The organism is Paenibacillus sp. FSL P4-0127 (assembly GCF_038007325.1).
GTDB classification, from domain to species: Bacteria; Bacillota; Bacilli; order Paenibacillales; family Paenibacillaceae; genus Fontibacillus; species Fontibacillus macerans.
The window spans coordinates 182,059-198,350 of record NZ_JBBOWY010000001.1 but is presented as its reverse complement, the minus strand read 5'-3'; the positions used below and the strand labels follow the sequence as shown (position 1 = coordinate 198,350).

At 54.4% G+C, this 16,292-nt stretch carries 11 protein-coding genes and 2 pseudogenes; 8 read left to right on the top strand and 5 right to left on the bottom strand.

The window, feature by feature from the left end:
- The first annotated feature begins 170 nt into the window (after positions 1–170).
- The 3 genes from NYE74_RS00700 to NYE74_RS00690 all read left to right on the top strand — a co-directional run bounded on the left by NYE74_RS00700 (position 171) and on the right by NYE74_RS00690 (position 3,263).
- A complete protein-coding gene (locus NYE74_RS00700) occupies positions 171–1,448 on the top strand; it encodes a sugar ABC transporter substrate-binding protein (RefSeq protein WP_036626757.1) in 1,278 nt (425 codons plus the stop codon).
- Positions 1,449–1,551: 103 nt separating this feature from the next.
- Positions 1,552–2,427, top strand: a complete 876-nt coding sequence (locus NYE74_RS00695; RefSeq protein WP_036626754.1) for a carbohydrate ABC transporter permease — start codon at positions 1,552–1,554, stop codon at positions 2,425–2,427.
- Positions 2,427–3,263 (top strand): carbohydrate ABC transporter permease, encoded by an 837-nt coding sequence (locus NYE74_RS00690; RefSeq protein WP_036626744.1) that lies wholly within the window; start codon positions 2,427–2,429, stop codon positions 3,261–3,263. Before NYE74_RS00695 ends, NYE74_RS00690 begins: the two co-directional genes overlap by 1 nt.
- Before the next feature lie 458 nt (positions 3,264–3,721).
- Here NYE74_RS00690 and NYE74_RS00685 read toward each other — a convergent pair whose 3' ends face one another.
- Entirely contained in the window at positions 3,722–5,230 is a 1,509-nt protein-coding gene (locus NYE74_RS00685; protein WP_316561189.1) for a serine hydrolase domain-containing protein, read from the bottom strand.
- Between the two features lie 222 nt (positions 5,231–5,452).
- On the opposite strand from NYE74_RS00685, the gene NYE74_RS00680 reads away from it, so the two are divergent.
- The 3 genes from NYE74_RS00680 (at position 5,453) to pyk (ending at position 8,454) form a co-directional block, all read left to right on the top strand.
- Complete coding sequence (locus NYE74_RS00680; RefSeq protein ID WP_227872885.1) at positions 5,453–6,595, top strand: threonine aldolase family protein; 1,143 nt, start codon at positions 5,453–5,455, stop codon at positions 6,593–6,595.
- A complete protein-coding gene (locus tag NYE74_RS00675) occupies positions 6,592–6,930 on the top strand; it encodes a DsrE family protein (RefSeq protein WP_036626738.1) in 339 nt (112 codons plus the stop codon). The genes NYE74_RS00680 and NYE74_RS00675 overlap by 4 nt, the downstream gene beginning before the upstream one ends.
- 108 nt (positions 6,931–7,038) lie before the next feature.
- Positions 7,039–8,454 (top strand): pyruvate kinase, encoded by a 1,416-nt coding sequence (gene pyk, locus NYE74_RS00670; protein ID WP_036626737.1) that lies wholly within the window; start codon positions 7,039–7,041, stop codon positions 8,452–8,454.
- Between the two features lie 870 nt (positions 8,455–9,324).
- Here the strand turns inward: pyk and NYE74_RS33205 are convergent.
- From NYE74_RS33205 to NYE74_RS00660, 3 genes and pseudogenes are all read right to left on the bottom strand, one after another.
- A pseudogene (locus NYE74_RS33205) lies at positions 9,325–9,780 on the bottom strand (PTS sugar transporter subunit IIA); the annotation flags it as partial.
- 404 nt (positions 9,781–10,184) lie between these two features.
- A pseudogene (locus tag NYE74_RS33200) lies at positions 10,185–11,544 on the bottom strand (PTS fructose transporter subunit IIC); the annotation flags it as partial.
- 404 nt (positions 11,545–11,948) lie between these two features.
- Positions 11,949–13,901 carry a BglG family transcription antiterminator gene (locus tag NYE74_RS00660; protein ID WP_036626734.1) on the bottom strand — a complete coding sequence of 651 codons (1,953 nt, stop codon included), beginning with the start codon at positions 13,899–13,901 and terminating at the stop codon, positions 11,949–11,951.
- Between the two features lie 173 nt (positions 13,902–14,074).
- Between NYE74_RS00660 and NYE74_RS00655 the strand changes: the two genes are divergently transcribed.
- On the top strand, positions 14,075–14,857 hold the full coding sequence (locus tag NYE74_RS00655; protein WP_036626731.1) for a hypothetical protein: 783 nt from the start codon (positions 14,075–14,077) through the stop codon (positions 14,855–14,857).
- 101 nt (positions 14,858–14,958) lie between these two features.
- Here NYE74_RS00655 and NYE74_RS00650 read toward each other — a convergent pair whose 3' ends face one another.
- Positions 14,959–15,396 (bottom strand): hypothetical protein, encoded by a 438-nt coding sequence (locus NYE74_RS00650; RefSeq protein ID WP_051985763.1) that lies wholly within the window; start codon positions 15,394–15,396, stop codon positions 14,959–14,961.
- Between the two features lie 241 nt (positions 15,397–15,637).
- On the opposite strand from NYE74_RS00650, the gene NYE74_RS00645 reads away from it, so the two are divergent.
- Positions 15,638–15,883, top strand: a complete 246-nt coding sequence (locus NYE74_RS00645) for an SDR family NAD(P)-dependent oxidoreductase (protein ID WP_316561187.1) — start codon at positions 15,638–15,640, stop codon at positions 15,881–15,883.
- Positions 15,884–16,292 lie beyond the last annotated feature (409 nt).

Sequence of the window (16,292 nt, the reverse complement as noted above, 5' to 3'; positions counted from 1 at the left end):
TAACAAAGGAAGGAAGAAGCTGCCGCAGCCTCTCCTTTCCTTTTTTGTTTAGTTTCAAATTTTACTCCAAAAGGCGATGATATCCCCTGTATTGCCCAGGTTCATAACCAATATAATGGACGTGTAAGGGGTTTCATCACTACAACGACATCATAATCGGGGGGACAGGAATGAAAAAAACGAAAAAAGCGCTTGGTTTGATCGCGACGATGGCGTTAGTTGTTGCTTTGACAGCTTGCGGAGGCAACGCAAAAAACAATGCGGGCAATGCCGCGAATAATGCCGGCGGTGCCGGAGGCGGCAATCAACCGGAAAAACAAGCGAAGATTTCGCTGTTCCAAAACAAGGTCGAAATCGCCGAAGCCCTGGAGGGGTTGGCGGAAAAATATAAGCAGGAAACCGGCAACGAAGTCGACGTTTGGGGCTCTGCCGGCGATGCTTACATGACTCAGCTCCAAGCCAAGCTGGCGGCGAAGGAAGGCCCGACGATCTTTAGCGTAGGCGCCGGCGCGGAAGCGGAAAAATTCAAGTCCTATTACTACGATATGAGCAATGAAGAGTATGTCAAAAATATCGCGCCGAACATGGCCCTGGAAGTCGACGGCAAAGTGGTCGGCGTGCCGACGGGCGTAGAAGGCTTCGGTCTCGTATACAACAAGAGCCTGGTCGATCTGGGCAAAGTAACCGACTTCGACTCTTTCAAGACCACGATGGAAGGCCTGAAGGCCAAAGGTGTTAACGGGCTGAGCCTTTCCCAGGAAGCGTACTTCCTGATCGGACATATCATCAATACTCCGTTCGCCCTCCAGGAAGATCCGAAAGCGTTCGTCGAGAAGCTGAACAAAGGCGAAGTGAAACTGGCCGACACCAAGGAATTCCAAGAGTTCGCCAAGTTTATGGAAGTGATTCGGGCCAACTCCACAAACCCGATGGAAGTAACGTATGACACGCAAATGGGGGATTTCGCCACCGGAAAAACGGCGATGGTTCACCAAGGCAACTGGAGTTACTCGATGCTCGCGGACTACGGCGATCTGGACATCGGCATGATGCCGTTGCCGATTGCCGGCAACAAGAAGCTGTCCGTGGACATTCCGGGCGGCTGGGTCATTAACAAGGAAGCGGGCGAAGCGGAAATCAAAGCGGCCAACGCTTTCCTGAACTGGATGTTTACGAGCGAAACGGGCAAAAATACGATCGTGAACGAGTTCAAATTTATCCCGGCGATGACCAACATCGAAGCGACGGGCCTCGATCCGATGTCGCAAGCGGTATTTGAAGCTACGAAGAGCGGTGAAACGATTCCTTGGGCTTTTAACTACTTCCCGCAAGGGATCATCGTGAACGACCTGGCTCCGGCGACGGCCGAGTTCTTCCTGAATCCGGATATGACCGGCCAGCAGTTCCTGCAAAACCTGGATAAAGCTTGGGCCAATGCGGCAAAGTAACATTTAGCTGACGTTTAGGAAATCATCACACTAAAGCCTAACTCTGCTTCGATGGCGTTAGGCTTTAGTTTTTTACAGCAAATTCCCGAAATGGGGTGGACCTATGCGCAGTAACAAAGATAAGCTCTGGTACGCGTTGTTTACCATGCCGTTATTCATCATCTTTACGACAGTCGTGATCATACCGTTTATCATTGGGGTGTACTACTCGTTTATTAGCTGGAACGGGATTCCGGCCGATCCGAAAGTGTTCGTGGGCTTCGACAACTATATCCGTATTTTTCATGATGAGCGGTTTTATTCTTCGGCTTGGCATACGATCAAATTCACGATTTTGGCGCTGATCTCCGTCAACGTCTTTGGGCTCTTGTTCTCCTTGCTGGTGACCAGCGGGCTTCGCACGAGCAACCTGGCGCGGACGCTGTTTTTTATGCCGAACCTGATCGGCGGGCTGATTTTGGGCTACATTTGGAAGTTTATTTTTACTGATATTTTTAAGTTTCTCGGGAACAACACGGGGCTTGATCATCTCTTTTTCAACTGGCTGATCAATCCGGAATTCGCGCTGTATGCGATGGTGATTGTGTTTACGTGGCAAATGGCCGGTTATACGATGATCATCTATATCGCGGGGATTCAGGGGATTTCGGACGAAACGCTTGAGGCGGCGAAGGTCGACGGCGCGAATATGTGGCAGCGTCTGACCAAAATCGTGTTTCCGCTGCTTATGCCGTCGTTTACGATCTGCTTCTTTATGACGCTCTCCGGCGCGTTTAAGATCTATGACGTAAACCTGTCTTTGACGAACGGCGGTCCCGTGAACTCCACGGAAATGTTCGCCATGAACATTTTTAACGAAATCTTCGGGTACGGCCGGTATGGCGTCGGCCAAGCGAAGGCGATCGTGTTCTTCCTCGTCGTGGCTGTTGTGACGCTGACACAGGTCATCATTACGAAAAAGAAAGAGGTGCAAATGTAATGAAGCGTGCCGGCAAATGGATTCCTTCCGTCTTACTGCTCATTCTTGCACTTGTTTTCTTGTCCCCGATCTATATCATGCTCGTCAACTCCTTCAAAAACCGGGCGGAGCTGTATACCAACGCGCTGGCGCTCCCGCAAAGCCTCAACTTTGAGTATTACGCGAGCGCGATCGACAAGATGAACTTCTTCCGGGTGCTCGGCAATTCGCTGCTGGTCACTATTTTGACGGTGATTTTTGTGGTGATTTTGTCGTCGATGACCGCCTGGATGCTGGTGCGGCGCGACACGAAAATCAGCAAATGGATGTTTATGGCTTATGTCGCGACGATGCTGATCCCCTTCCAAACGCTGATGATGCCGCTGATGCAGGTTATGGACTGGATTCGCACCTACCTGCATCTCCCGATGCTGAATACGCACGGCGGCTTGATATACATGAACATCGGCTTCCACGCCAGTATGGCGGTGTTTTTGTACCACGGGTTCATCAAATCGATTCCGATCGCGCTGGAGGAAGCCGCGACTCTGGATGGCTGCACGAAATTCGGCGTGTTTTGGCGGATCGTGTTCCCGATGCTGAAGACGATCACCATTACCGTAGCCATTCTGGACGTTATCGCGACGTGGAACGACTATCTGCTGCCGTCGCTGACGCTGTCGGATAAAGCGCTGCGCACGATCCCGCTGTCGACGTTCTACTTCTTCGGAGAGTTCACGATCGTGTGGAACCAGGCCATGGCCGGCCTGACGCTGACCATCATCCCTGTCGTCATTTTCTACGCGTTTGCCCAAAAGTACATCATCAAGGGCATTGCGGCGGGGGCGGTGAAGTAACTAGAGGTAGTAAAGTAACAGGCATTTGGCACAATAAAGCGTTCAACCGGTGTTATGCGTACCCGCCTGCGATAAAGTAGCCGGTCGGCCGATGCATGTCAAAGTAGTAAAGTAATCGGCGGTTAAAGACAAATATCCCCTTCGTTTCCGTTGATCAGTTGAGTTCAAGTGCAAAAGTGCATATGTTTTGAATTGAATTGTAAAATTATGTAATATACAAAGGTGGTGAACTGCACTTTTGCAGTTGAGCTGCCTGTTTCGAGAAGTTTCGACGAAATTCGCCTGCACTTTTGCATTGCGTGATTTGCTTCTGCCCCAGAGGCTTTATTTCCGCCCAACCTGGGGAAAATTGCCGTATAAGATATAAGAAGCCTGAAAGCGGCGATGGTGTCAACAGAAGCTGCGGCAGCAGCCATAAAGGCGGCTGCCCATCCTTTTGCGGACGGAGCCGCAACCCGCTACACGGCCGAGTTACGGCCGTTTTTTTGTTTGCGGATACTGTTGACGAGAAGCGGCAGTTTGATAATCCCAATCGCTAGCAGCGCAATCGACGCGTAATACATGAAGTGGCCCAAGCCCGCGAGAAATACGAAAATGACAGGCCACGGCACGAGGACCTTGGGCAGCACGAACAGGATTGCCAGCGGGATGAACGCATGGATGAATGTAATCGACAGCACCTGGATGGCGATGCGCAGCTTAGTCGGCTTAAAGCGGGTTTTCCACCGGAAAAGGCCGCGAACGGACAAAACCAGATACAGCAGGACGGCCAGCGCAACGGCATCGACGATCAGGAAATCCTTCCGATAGCTATCCATTCCGGCAGTGATGGGCTGCTCACCGTGAAGAATACGGTCGATTCCCGCCGTGATTTGATCGTAAGCGTCGATATGGAAGAAATCCATCGAGTTGGCCAGAAAAATGATGCCGTAGTCGCCGTCGATGATCATTTTGGAATATGTATTTTCCGTCGAGCCGTCGTGATAAACCCAATTGCGGTTCTTGTCGACGCTCCAGCCCATGCCGTAATATTGGCTGCCCCACATTTGGACCGCCGGGGCATGCATGAGCGCGGCGCTCCGCTCGGATACGACGGACGTATTTCCGAATCGCCCTTGGTTGATTTGAGGGATCAGGTATTTGGACATGTCCTCGGCGCTGGAGACCAAATATCCCGAAGGAACCGTACCTTCGTGGTTGATCATTTTCTTCGGCAGCATGAGTCCGAACACCGGCTGATAGCCCGCAGCCAGCTCCTGTGCGGAGTTCGGCGAGGCATAGCTGTGCGTCATGCCCAGCGGCGCGTAAATATTTTGCTTGATATAGTCCCCGTAAGACATCCCCGAAACGGCTTCGATAATGCCGCCCAAAATATCGTAATTCAGATTCGAATATTGGTACGCCGTGCCAACGGGTTCGGTGAGCTCCACCTGCTTGAGATTGCGGATATGCTGCTCGATCGGCAGGCCGCCTTGCGTCAGCGACACCTGGCCGTCATAGGTGGATATCCCGCTTGTCTGGTGAAGCAAATGCTTAACGCGGATTTGCGCGGACGCGGCTTCGTCGGCAACCCGGAACCAGGGCAAATACTGGCGGACCGGAGCCTCGAGATCGATTTTCCCGGCATCGGCCAATTGCATGACGGCCAGGGCGGTGAACGATTTGCTGACCGATCCGATGACAAACGGGGTTTGCGCCGTCACCGGCGTGCGGTCGGGCCCGGAAATGCCGTAGCCGTTTTGAAAAAGCACCTGGTCCCCCTTGACGATTGCCAGGGAAGCGCCGGGAATTTGCAGCTTCTTCATCGAATCCTGCATGAAAGCATCGATTTGCTCCTTGTCGATTTCATCGCTTTCGGCCCCCGCCTTCAGCGGGATGGCGCATACGATGAGAGCCGCGGCCATGGTTAGCAGCAAGGTTTTTAGAAACGATGCGGCGGCCTTCTTTTTATATGAAACGGAATTCATATGGTTACTCCTCCTAATTATTGGTACGGGACTTATTGTACCTGCGGAAACCGGTGCTTTGCGCCGGCAAATGGTCGGATTCGAGGCTGGGCTTGGGTCTGGGGAAGCTGCCCAACTCCGGCAAGGGGCGGTTCGATTACGTTGGCGTTTGGAGCTATAATAGCTTTAGCTTGGCAAGCGGGCGAGAAACGTGAAAAAAGACCGCGAGGGGAGATGGAACGTTTGAACGATCTTGAACATCATTCGGAGCCCAAACCGGGACCGGAACCGGAACGGAAGACACTGAAGGAGGTCTTTGACCGGGCTGAATACCCGCTTACTGGCCACGGCAGAAGAGAAGTCGACGTGCTGAAGGCGGCGCTCGCCGGAGTGGACGGCGGAGTGGAAAGCGATATGTACGGCGCGGGTAAAGTGATCGAGGATTTTGAAGCAAAGATGGCCGGCGTTTTGGGGAAGGAAGCGGCGGTGTTTTTTCCCAGCGGGACGATGGCCCAGCAAATCGCTTTAAGAATTTGGTGCGACCGGCGGGGTGTGGCCCGGGTGGCCTACCATCCGCTTTGCCATCTGGAGATCCACGAAAAAGACGGGCTCAAGGAGCTGCACCAAATCGAGCCGATTTTGTTGGCGGACCCAAACCGGCTAATCGGCCTGGCCGACGTCATGAATTTGCCGGACGATATCGCCTGCCTGCTGCTGGAGCTGCCGCAGCGCGAGATCGGCGGGCAGCTGCCGGAGTTCGCCGAGCTTGAAGCGATTTCGGCGTACTGCCGGGAGCAGGGGATCAAGCTGCATCTGGACGGGGCCCGGCTGTTCGAGACCCTGCCCTACTATCGGAAATCCGCCGCAGAGGTTTGCGGTCTGTTCGACAGTGTGTATATTTCCTTCTACAAAGGGATCGGCGGCGTTGCCGGAGCGATCCTGGCGGGGCAGCCGGAGTTAGCGCAGGAGTCCAAGGTATGGAAAAGACGCCACGGCGGCGATTTGATCAGCCTTTATCCATATATCCTCAGCGCGGATTATTATTACGAGCAAAGAATCGGGAAAATGGAGCTCTATTACGAGCAAGCGCGGGAACTGGCCGGAATGTATAACCGCTGCCGCGGCATCACGACCCTGCCGGAAATCCCGGTATCCAACATGTTCCACGTCCATGCCGGGCTGTCCAGCCGACGGATGGAGGAAGTGCTGGTCGAAATTTGCGGGGAGACCGGAGTCGGTTTTTCTCATTATGTAAAGGAACGGACGGCGGGAGGAAGCTATTTTGAAGTCAGCATCGGCGACCGTTACGATGCGGTTCCCGGGGATAAGCTTTTGCAAGCCTTTGAATTGCTGGATGAGAAGTTGAAAGGAGAGACGGAGATTTGAAAAACAAAGTGATTTTTCTTACGACGGACAGTATAGGCAGCGGTGAACGGGAGCTTGGCGCGCAGTTGCTGGAAACCTTCGCGACGCTGCTGAAGCAGCGGGAGCAGCTGCCGGCCGCGGTTTTTTGCGTAAACCGGGGCGTGCTGGCTTTGACGGAGCAATCGTTCGCTTCGCTGCATCTGAAGGAGCTGGAGGCGCGCGGCGTGCCCGTGCTGGCCTGCGGCACCTGCGTCGACTATTACGGGATTCGGGATCGGCTGGCAGCCGGCGAGGTGTCCAGCATGGGGCGTTTCCTGGAACTGGCGGAACAATACGAGGTGATCACGATCGCTTAAGGCCCATCATCCGCGACCCGGATTCGTGCGGTCTCGTTTATTGGAAGGACAAAAAAAGCATACTATACCTTACTGGAAGAAGAATGTGAAATTCGAAGGAGGGTTAGCATGCTGCGGACTAAAATCATTTGTACGCTTGGCCCGGCTAGCGATGCCGCCGGGGTGCTGCAGGACATGATTCGGGCGGGAATGACGGTGGGCCGGCTGAACATGGCGCACGGAGAATTGGAGGAACACGCGCGGCGGATCGCCCAGGTGCGCGCGGCGGCGCGAGAGTTAAACACGTTTGTCCCCATCATGATGGATATTAAGGGGCCGGAGGTCCGGATCGGCAAATTGCGCGAGGCGTTCGCAGAGCTAAAGGCCGGCGAGGAACTGGTTTTGACGACGGAGCAGATCGCCGGGGATGCCGCGCGGATTTCGGTCAATTATCCCGATATGCCCAAGGTGGTGCGGGAGGGCGGCCGGATTCTGATCGACGACGGGCTGGTGGAGCTGCGCGTCCTGTCCGCAGCAGGCTCGGAGATCCGCTGCCGCATCGTCAGCGGCGGTAAGCTCAAGCCGAACAAGGGCGTGAACCTGCCCGGCATCAAAACGACGCTGCCCGGGGTGACGGAACGGGACATCCGGCACATTCATTTTGGACTGGAGCAAGGCGTGGAAATGATCGCCGTTTCGTTTGTGCGGAAAGGGGATGATATCCGCGAAGTGCGGCGGATTTTGCAGGAGCAGAATGCCGGCCACGTGCAGATCGTTTCCAAGATCGAAAATGAAGAAGGGATTGCCGACCTCGACAACATTATCGAGGCGTCGGACGGGATCATGGTCGCCCGCGGGGATATGGGCGTGGAGGTGCCGGTCGAGGAAGTGCCGGTGAGGCAAAAGGAGATCATCGATAAGTGCAATCTGGCGGGGAAGCCGGTGATCGTGGCTACGCATATGCTTGAGTCGATGCAGGTGAACCCGCGGCCGACGAGGGCCGAAGTGAGCGACGTGTACAACGCGGTGATGCAGGGGGCCGACGTCGTAATGCTGTCCGGGGAGTCGGCGGCCGGCAAATACCCGGTGGAGTCCGTACGCACGATGGCGGCGGTGGCCCGCAGGGCGGAGTCGATGATTGACTACGGCGAGCAATTCAACCGCAGAAGAAGGCTGCATGCCACCAACATCACGGAGGTAATCAGCCAAGGTGCGGTCAGCGCTTCCCTGGAGCTGGACGCCAAAGTGATCCTCACCTCCACCGAAAGCGGCTTTACCGCCCAGATGGTGTCCAAATACCGGCCAAAGGCCCCGATCGTGGCGATCGCGCATCATCCGCATGTGCTGGTCAAGTTATGCCTTTTGTCCGGGGTCTTCCCTTATTTGGGAGGGCCGGTGACCACCACCGACGAGATGTTTGATTCGGCGATTCAAAGCGCGGTGAAGTCCGGGTATGCACAGGAAGGGGACATAGTCGTGCTGTCCGCGGGTTTGCCTCTTGGGCAGGCGGGAACCACCAACTTAATCCAAATCCGGCAGATTTAAGAGGAACGGAACCGGTTTGCCACTTAGAAGGGGCTAGCCGCTCGCTTCTCTGACATAACGTGACGTAGCGGACATATCGTACGTAGCTGATGTAGCGGAATATTGGACATAGCGGATATAGCGGACGTAGCGGACATGGTGAACATAGTGGACGTAGCGGATTTAGCGGATATTGCACATAGTGAACATAGCGGACATAACGGATATAGTGAACACAGTGGACGTAGCGGATATAGCGGACGTAGTGGATACAGCAGACATAGCACATAGCGCGTTGCGGCACTAGCGTGGCATTTTTACTCAAGGTTTCTTTAAAAGCGTTGGTTTCGAACCGTACTATCGCCGCCGAAAATCTAACGGTTGTAGCAGCGGCTATTTTCCGAAAAAAGACCTTCTCTAAATTCTAACGGTTGTGATCGCCGTTATTTGCCTGAATCTAAGCAAAATTAGCCGGTTTCCAGTGAAATAAGCTCCATGGCAACCGTTACAATTTGAAATCAACGTTTTTGGAACAAATAGCGCTTGTGGCAACCGTTAGAATAGTTGTGTGACCAGAAAATGTAACTTGTCGGATAAGACTTGATGCACCACAAGTGACATAACGGCCAAAAATGTCCCTATATTTGAGATTTCCGGAAAGCTCGCCGAAATAACGGATTTTTGTGTCGCTATTTTCCATTGGACTGGCGCAAATGGGGGGGATCGGCGTAATGGCCGAGGCATAGCGACATAAATTGCCGCTATTTGGCGAGCCAAATGTCCAACCCGGAGAATAGGGACACATATTGCTCCTATTCCCAATCGTTCTCCGATCCTGCAAAAAAAGGCACTCTCCGGACAGCTAGCTGTATCGGGAGTGCCTTTTGCTCATTATTGAATCTCATCCAGAAGCTCGTAGGCCGATTGCTTGGTTTTTACGTTCAACAAGCGCTCTCTAAAGCTGTCGTCCATCAGCTTTCGGGACAGCATCTGCAAAATTTTTAGATGCTCGTTGCCTTTATTTTCGGCAGGGACGGCGATCATAAAGATCAGCTTCGCCGGCGTTCCGTCCGCGCTGTCCCAGTCGACGCCTTCCGGCTTCATCCCGAATACGACCCGCGGCTTGAGAACGGCGGATGATTTCCCGTGGGGAACGGCGATATTCATTCCGATTGCGGTGGAGCTTTCCCGCTCGCGGTTTAGAATTGCTAGTTTAAACTCCTCCCGCGAGGTTAGCGCGCCTGCCGTTTCCAATTTGCCGATCATTTCATCGATGACGCCGTCCCGCGTCGATGCGGTCAATGAAGTCTCGATCAGGTTCAAATCAAGGATGTCCGTCAGCTTGCTGACTGCACGTTGTTCCGGTGGTCTATCGGCTCCGGTTCCAGCCTTGGCTTCACGGCTGGTTATGACGGGCAAGTCCAGCTGCTGCGGCTCCTGCTTCTGCTCGCTCCGCTGCTCGTGCTGCCATTCCAGATGCCGTTCCAACTGCTGCTCGTGCGGCTGCTTCTGCGGCTCTTCCAACCGCCGTTTCAGCCGCTGCTCGTGCGGCTGCTCCTTCGGCTCTTCCAACCGCCGTTCCAGCCGCTGCTCCTGCGGCTCCTCTAACTGCCGTTCCAGCCGCTGTTCCAGCCGCCGCTCCTGTGCCCGTCCCCTCAGCTCCGCGGCCGGCGCGGCCTCTTCATAAGCTTCGGAACCGCCGGCCAACTGAGGGGCAACCTGGTCCTTTTTAAGCAGCTTGATCATCAGCGCGGTCACAATCGCGCCGATAATCACGGCGACGAAAAACATCAGCACGTTATCGACCGCACCCAATACCGCCACGATTGGCCCGCCGTGAGCTACCCGGTCGCCGACGTTCCCGAGCATGGCGATCACGGAACCGGCCATGGAGCCGACCATAATGCTCGGAATGACGCGCAGCGGGTCCTGCGAAGCGAACGGAATCGCGCCTTCGGTGATGCCGAACAAGCCCATCGTAAAGGCCGCTTTTCCGGATTCGCGCTCGGCGTCATGGAATTTCCGCTTGAACATAAACGTGGCCAGGCCGAGACCGATCGGCGGAATGCAAATCGCCACGGCGATCGGGCCCATAACGTGATAGTTCCCCTCGGCGATCATCGCGGAGCCGAACATAAAGGCAACCTTGTTGACGGGGCCGCCCATATCAAAGGAGATCATGGCGCCCAGAATAAGTGCGAGCAGAATGGAGCTGGTCCCCTGCATGCTGGCGAGCCAGGCGGTCATCCAAGCGAATACCTGGGCGATCGGGCCGCCCAGCAGATAGATAAAGGCCAGGCCGACGATCAGCGAGGAAAGCACCGGGATGATGATGATCGGCATGATCGGGACGATCGGTTTCGGCACTTTCCATTTCTTGATCCACAAGGCCACGTAACCGGCGAGGAAGCCGGCGATAATTCCGCCGATAAACCCGGCGCCGGCTTCGCTGCCGTAGAAGCTGCCGTTGGCGGCGATGTAGCCGCCGATCAGACCCGGCGCCAATCCGGGCCGGTCGGCGATGCTAAAGGAGATGAACCCGGCTAGAATCGGCACCATAAACGTAAAGGACGCGGCCCCCAGCTTCTCGATCGTTTTCCAGAACGAATCCTCGGGAATTTGCAGGCCGCCCGGCGTCGGTACGCCGCCGATCGACAGCGCGATGGCGATCAGCAAACCGCCGACGACGATGAACGGGATCATGTAAGAAACGCCGCTCATCAAATGCCGGTAAAACTGGTTTTGCTGTTTGCCCGGCGCGGCCTTGGCGGGACGATCGTCCGCCTCGTTGCTCCCCCGGTACACGGCAGCTTCGCCGCGGAGCATTTTTTGGATCAGTTCTTCCGGGGTGCGGATTCCTTCCTGTACGCCCGCCACCAGCAGTTTTTTGCCGATGAACCGGCTTTTGTCCACGTACTTGTCCGCCGCGATGATGATCCCGTCCGCCTGGCGGATTTCCTCCTCCGTAAACTGGTTTTCCACCCCGATCGAGCCCTGGGTTTCCACTTTCATGTCAATGCCTAATTTGTCCGCGGCTTTCTGCAAGTTTTCCGCCGCCATATACGTATGGGCAATCCCGTTTGGGCATGAGGTGATGGCCAACAATTTCATGGTTTTGGTCCCCCCTGTATCGAATAGTAATCGCTTACAACCTCATCTTAGCGCAGAAAAAGGGCGGAAAAGATTTTAATTCTTACCGCAGGTTCCGGAAAAACAGATTTTTTCTATATAAGCTGAACTATTGATTGTACGTAATGGGGCAGCCGTGAGAAACGTTCTTACGATCGCTGTTGTTCGCAGATTTCTTAATTAACTTAATTCAGATGCTGTAGAAATCCGCTCCCGAGGGCGACCAAGCCTATGCTTCCGAAGCAGCTTTCTTACAGAAAGCTGTTAGTTTCTTCAGAATCATTTCGCCTAGGTTCAATTTCTAAAATGGACATTTCTTTTAGAATGTTGAACCCTCTTGCCTAACTCTTACATTTCATTAGTTCAACTTATATGGGCTGCCCTACCTACAGGCATCCCAGCAGTTCCTCGGGGGTGTCCGCCCGGATTATACGCTCGACCGCGGACGGCTGTTCGCTGAGCAGCGACAGGCGCTGGAACAGCTTCTTCATGCTGTCCTGATCCCGATGGTCCAGGGCGAGCATAAATACGACGGACACTTTCTCCTGGTCCCAATCCAGCGGTTCTTTTAAGGTGGCTACGGCGATTTGCGAACTTCGGATCAGCTTGGGATCGCCATGGGGAATGGCAATGCCGCCGCCGATCGTTGTCGCCGAGACGCGTTCCCGGAGCAAAGCCTGGTGGGCATAATCCTGCTCCACAAAACCTTGCTCATGCAGCCGGTTCGCGAGATATTCGATGATTTCAAAGCGGTGGCCAAAGCAGGCCAGCGGGAAAACAAGGGAAGGCCGGGTAAACTGCCGCAGGATGGAGCCCGAATCGGAAGGATCGCTTTCCTCGTTCATCCGGCCGATGAACCCTTCGAGCTTCCGGATATCCCTCGAATCGAGCAGCGGCGATACAACGATATGCGGTGGTTTGACGTTCTCCAGCGGCGTCGTGGACACGATAAAATCGACGGTCTCCCGGGCGAGATAAGCGGGCAAATCGACCTTGCGGACGGAATCCAGCACCTTCAGCTCCGGGAATTTCCGCTCCAGCTTGGTACGCAAAATATGCGACACGCCGATCCCCATATGGCAAACCGTGATAATCTGCTTCGGCTTCGCCGCGGGTTGGCTTAATCGTTCCACCGCGGCCTGAAAATGCAAGGTCAGATACGCCGCTTCCTCTTCGGGAATCGCAAACGGGAGATCGTCACCCATGCGGCGGGTGGCGTCGATGACCATGTCAAACATATACGGATACATCTTCTTGATATCCGGAAGCATCGGGTTGGTTACGATCAGTCCATAGCTTAGGCGGTTTACCGCCGAATGCAGGTGAATGCGCAGCCCTTCCATCAGAATCGGGTCCCGGGCAAAATCGACCAGGGTCAGCGCGGACATTCTCCGCACGAGCGATTCCGCCAAGCCGGAGACATGGTCCCGCTGATCGGAAGCACCGGTTGGGCCGCTTTCGGGGATGCCCGCTTCGATCCGCGTCTGGGAGCGGATTTTTCCGCCGAGGATATGGGCGGTTAAATAGGCCACCTCATCTTCAGGGAAGCGGACGGCGAAAACCCGCTCCAGCCTCCGGGCGAATGCTTCCGTCCAGGGGAATTCCCGCTTTTCCCGAATGAGCGACCTTTCCTGCTCCGAAAAAGAGATCGGCTGCTTCAGCTTCGTTCTCCGCACCATCAGCAGCGTATGCACGAGCAGATTGTCCATAGCTTCGTCCGTGAAAGAAAGCCCGGCCTCCGTTTCCAGCCGCTTCAACTCGCGGGTAACGAGCTCGATTTCGTGGGGCGCAAACCTGTTCTTGATGAAATGGTTTCCGGCTTGGCCCGTCAGTTGGGACAGTTTGGACAAAGCGGCCCGTATATTCCGCTCCTCGCCTTCGGCGGTGACGCCGACCCTTTGTTTGGAGACGATGGCGAGGTTGTATTTTTTGAACCATGGCTGAAGCCGCTCCAGATCTTTTTTGATGGCGGCCTTGTTTACGAAATGCTGGGCCGCGAGCTCCCGTATCGTTGTGGGCCGGCTTTCCATCAGCAGCCGGTAGGCGATCGCCGCGAACCGCTTGGCGTCCGTTTTATATTCCTGATCCGAAGCCGACCAGACGAGCGTGGCCAAGAGCTCCTCTTTTTCCCGTTCCCCGATCGCGAGCGATACGCCAATCCCGGGTTTACGCAGCAGCTCGGCCGTGGTGTGCTCCGCCAAATACCGTTCGATCTCATCGAAATCGTTGCGGATCGTTTTCTCCGAACAGTTCAGCTCTGCCGCTATATCCTGAACCCGAACATGGGAGCGGTTTTCTTTTAAAAGCATGTGAAGAATTCCTTTTTGCCGATCGTTCATGCCGTCCTTCAACATCCTTCGAATAAAATGGCTTTAGACTGTAAAATTGCTCAAATCGCTCTATATTATAGCATTGCCTGGGGGCCGATATTCAATCGAATCATCACCAAAACGCTTCTTTGCACGTACAATAACCTAACCAACCCCAAAATAATGAACACGGAGGGGAAAAAATGATTGTTTTACCGCCCGGAGACAGAATCCGGTTAGGCCAGGTGGCGCTCCCCGAGCTGGGGCGATCCATCGTGCAAGCCAAGGAAGCCAGCCCGGTCACTTACGCGTACGTATCGCTGGAGGCGCTCTTGTTCGAGCTTGACCTTCGCAGCCGCATCGTGGAGTCGGCGCGGGCGCTGTATGCCAGCGGGGTGAAGTTTGCCACGTACACCAATTCCCGCTGCAACGAAGCGTATTGGCTTCGCACCGCGGAAGGGGGGTTCCGGCTGCGAAGCGGGGTGGCTTCCGCCGATGCCATCCGTGATATTTTTGTCAACGGTTCGCTCTACGCTTTTGAATGTTCCATGGCGATGGTTCTCGTTGTGTACAGAGCGGTGTCGGAACAAATCCCGCGTTCTGCGTTCAACACTTACTTTAACAACCTGTACTTGTATGATTGGCAATATGACAGCGATCTCGGGTTTATCAAGGGAAGCCGGATGCTTGGAGCTTACCCGGGGGACATTTTCTATTTCAAAAATCCCGATCACAATCCGGCTACCCCGGAGTGGCAGGGCGAAAACGGCATCATGCTGGGACCGGACCAATTCTACGGCCATGGCGTAGGCATTCGTTCTTCGGCCGGAATCATCGAAGCGCTGAACCGCAGAAGAAGGCCGGGCAGCACAGTCTCGGCGTATATGCTTGACGATGTGGTCTATCCGAACTTCGAGCATATCCGCAGCCTGAGCGGCGTATTCGCGAGAATCGGCAGCTGCGTGTACCGCAAGAATGCCGTTTAATTAAGAAGGAGGCGCCAACGCGCCTCCCCCCGGTTTATTCCCGCAAAAATGCGAAAACCACTGGATCGCACCATCCAGTGGCCGTGACTTCGATTTCGCAATCAATAAAAGAACGGGAAGAAAAATCTTCTCAGTCCGAAAAACGGGAAAGGCCGGCGTATAAAGCGGCGGAATCTCCGGGGGTATCCGTAAAAGGGATAGCCATAGAAGGGGTAACCTCCGAAGCCGCCATAAGGGAAACCTCCGTACCCAAAAGTGCCGAACGGATAACCTCCAAAAGCGCGATCGTCGCCGTCCGTTTCGCCGATCGGAACGAGCAAATACACGTGATCGTCGTCGATGCCGTCAATGATTCCTTCGTAGACTCTGCCGTCGGTGCCTTCGAGGTGCATGAAATGATGATGATATTTCCTGCACATTTCCTTCATATGTCTTTTGTGGCCGTGCTCTGCCGGCTCATAATACGCGGGGCTGACCTGGCTGATGGGCGCGGTCGGGTTGGCCCCGTAAGACGAATAAACATTAGGATTGGGTTGCATAAGCTCAATTCCTCCTTTTTTTCATGATGCAGTATATTCGCGTATATGGGCATTTGTGCAGTGCGGAAAAGCACAGGGCCAAAGAATCATGACCGGCTTGCCACTTTTTGGTTACGAAACGGCGCACCGTGTGCTAAGATGAGGGTGAGTTAATCGCCGGAAAAATCGACAACCAAGCGAACTGAAAGCGGATTCAAATTTTAAATTTAATATGATTCGAATAGGAGGCGCTGTTGATATCATGAAAATAATCGTTACGGGAGCGGGCCGGGGGCTAGGCCAAGAAATCCTCAAGGAAGCGGTGGGACGAGGTCATGAGGTGGCCGCGGGCCTCCGGTCGCTGGATACGGACTTGGATCCGCTAAAAGAGCTGCAGGTCACGGCGTCAGGACGTCTGACGCTTTTGGAGCTGGATGTGGATGAGGAAGAGTCGGTGCTTAAAGCCCGAGAGGCGATGGTGGTCAAGTGGGGAAGTCAAGTTACATAGGGAGGGGTCTCCACTTTGCGCGGAAACAGAGGGGGCGGGAGCCTCCTTTTTTTGGTGGGTATAGCCTTTTTGGGGATATAGCCTTGATCGGCCGGGGACTGACTGTTAATTGTAAATCATACAACTAACTGGATATCAATCGCCCCAATCCTTCGTTAGCTGCATTTCATGCAGTTAATTCCCGTATATTTCGCCATTCCTTCGAAAGATAGCAGTTTAATTGCAGATTTTGCACTTATCGAGCGCTATAGGAGCATCGCCGGAGAAGCAATTGTATATTTTGCAACTATTCCATTCAATGCGTAGACTATGAGGAGCGCAGGAGCGGGAAGCGGGCGCTTCCCGCTGACGCGATGGCTTTGCAGCAACTGCCGGATCGGGTCTATGGAGTCGCCGCGAAAGCTGCTAG

Excerpts from the sequence above, each read along its gene's own strand:
- NYE74_RS00655 (WP_036626731.1), top strand. The coding sequence starts at position 14,075 with ATGATTGTTTTACCGCCCGGAGACAGAATCCGGTTAGGCCAGGTGGCG.
- NYE74_RS00700 (WP_036626757.1), top strand. The coding sequence starts at position 171 with ATGAAAAAAACGAAAAAAGCGCTTGGTTTGATCGCGACGATGGCGTTA.
- NYE74_RS00660 (WP_036626734.1), bottom strand. The coding sequence starts at position 13,901 with ATGAACGATCGGCAAAAAGGAATTCTTCACATGCTTTTAAAAGAAAAC.
- NYE74_RS00685 (WP_316561189.1), bottom strand. The coding sequence starts at position 5,230 with ATGAATTCCGTTTCATATAAAAAGAAGGCCGCCGCATCGTTTCTAAAA.
- NYE74_RS00645 (WP_316561187.1), top strand. The coding sequence starts at position 15,638 with ATGAAAATAATCGTTACGGGAGCGGGCCGGGGGCTAGGCCAAGAAATC.
- NYE74_RS00650 (WP_051985763.1), bottom strand. The coding sequence starts at position 15,396 with ATGCAACCCAATCCTAATGTTTATTCGTCTTACGGGGCCAACCCGACC.
- pyk (WP_036626737.1), top strand. The coding sequence starts at position 7,039 with ATGCTGCGGACTAAAATCATTTGTACGCTTGGCCCGGCTAGCGATGCC.
- NYE74_RS00690 (WP_036626744.1), top strand. The coding sequence starts at position 2,427 with ATGAAGCGTGCCGGCAAATGGATTCCTTCCGTCTTACTGCTCATTCTT.
- NYE74_RS00695 (WP_036626754.1), top strand. The coding sequence starts at position 1,552 with ATGCGCAGTAACAAAGATAAGCTCTGGTACGCGTTGTTTACCATGCCG.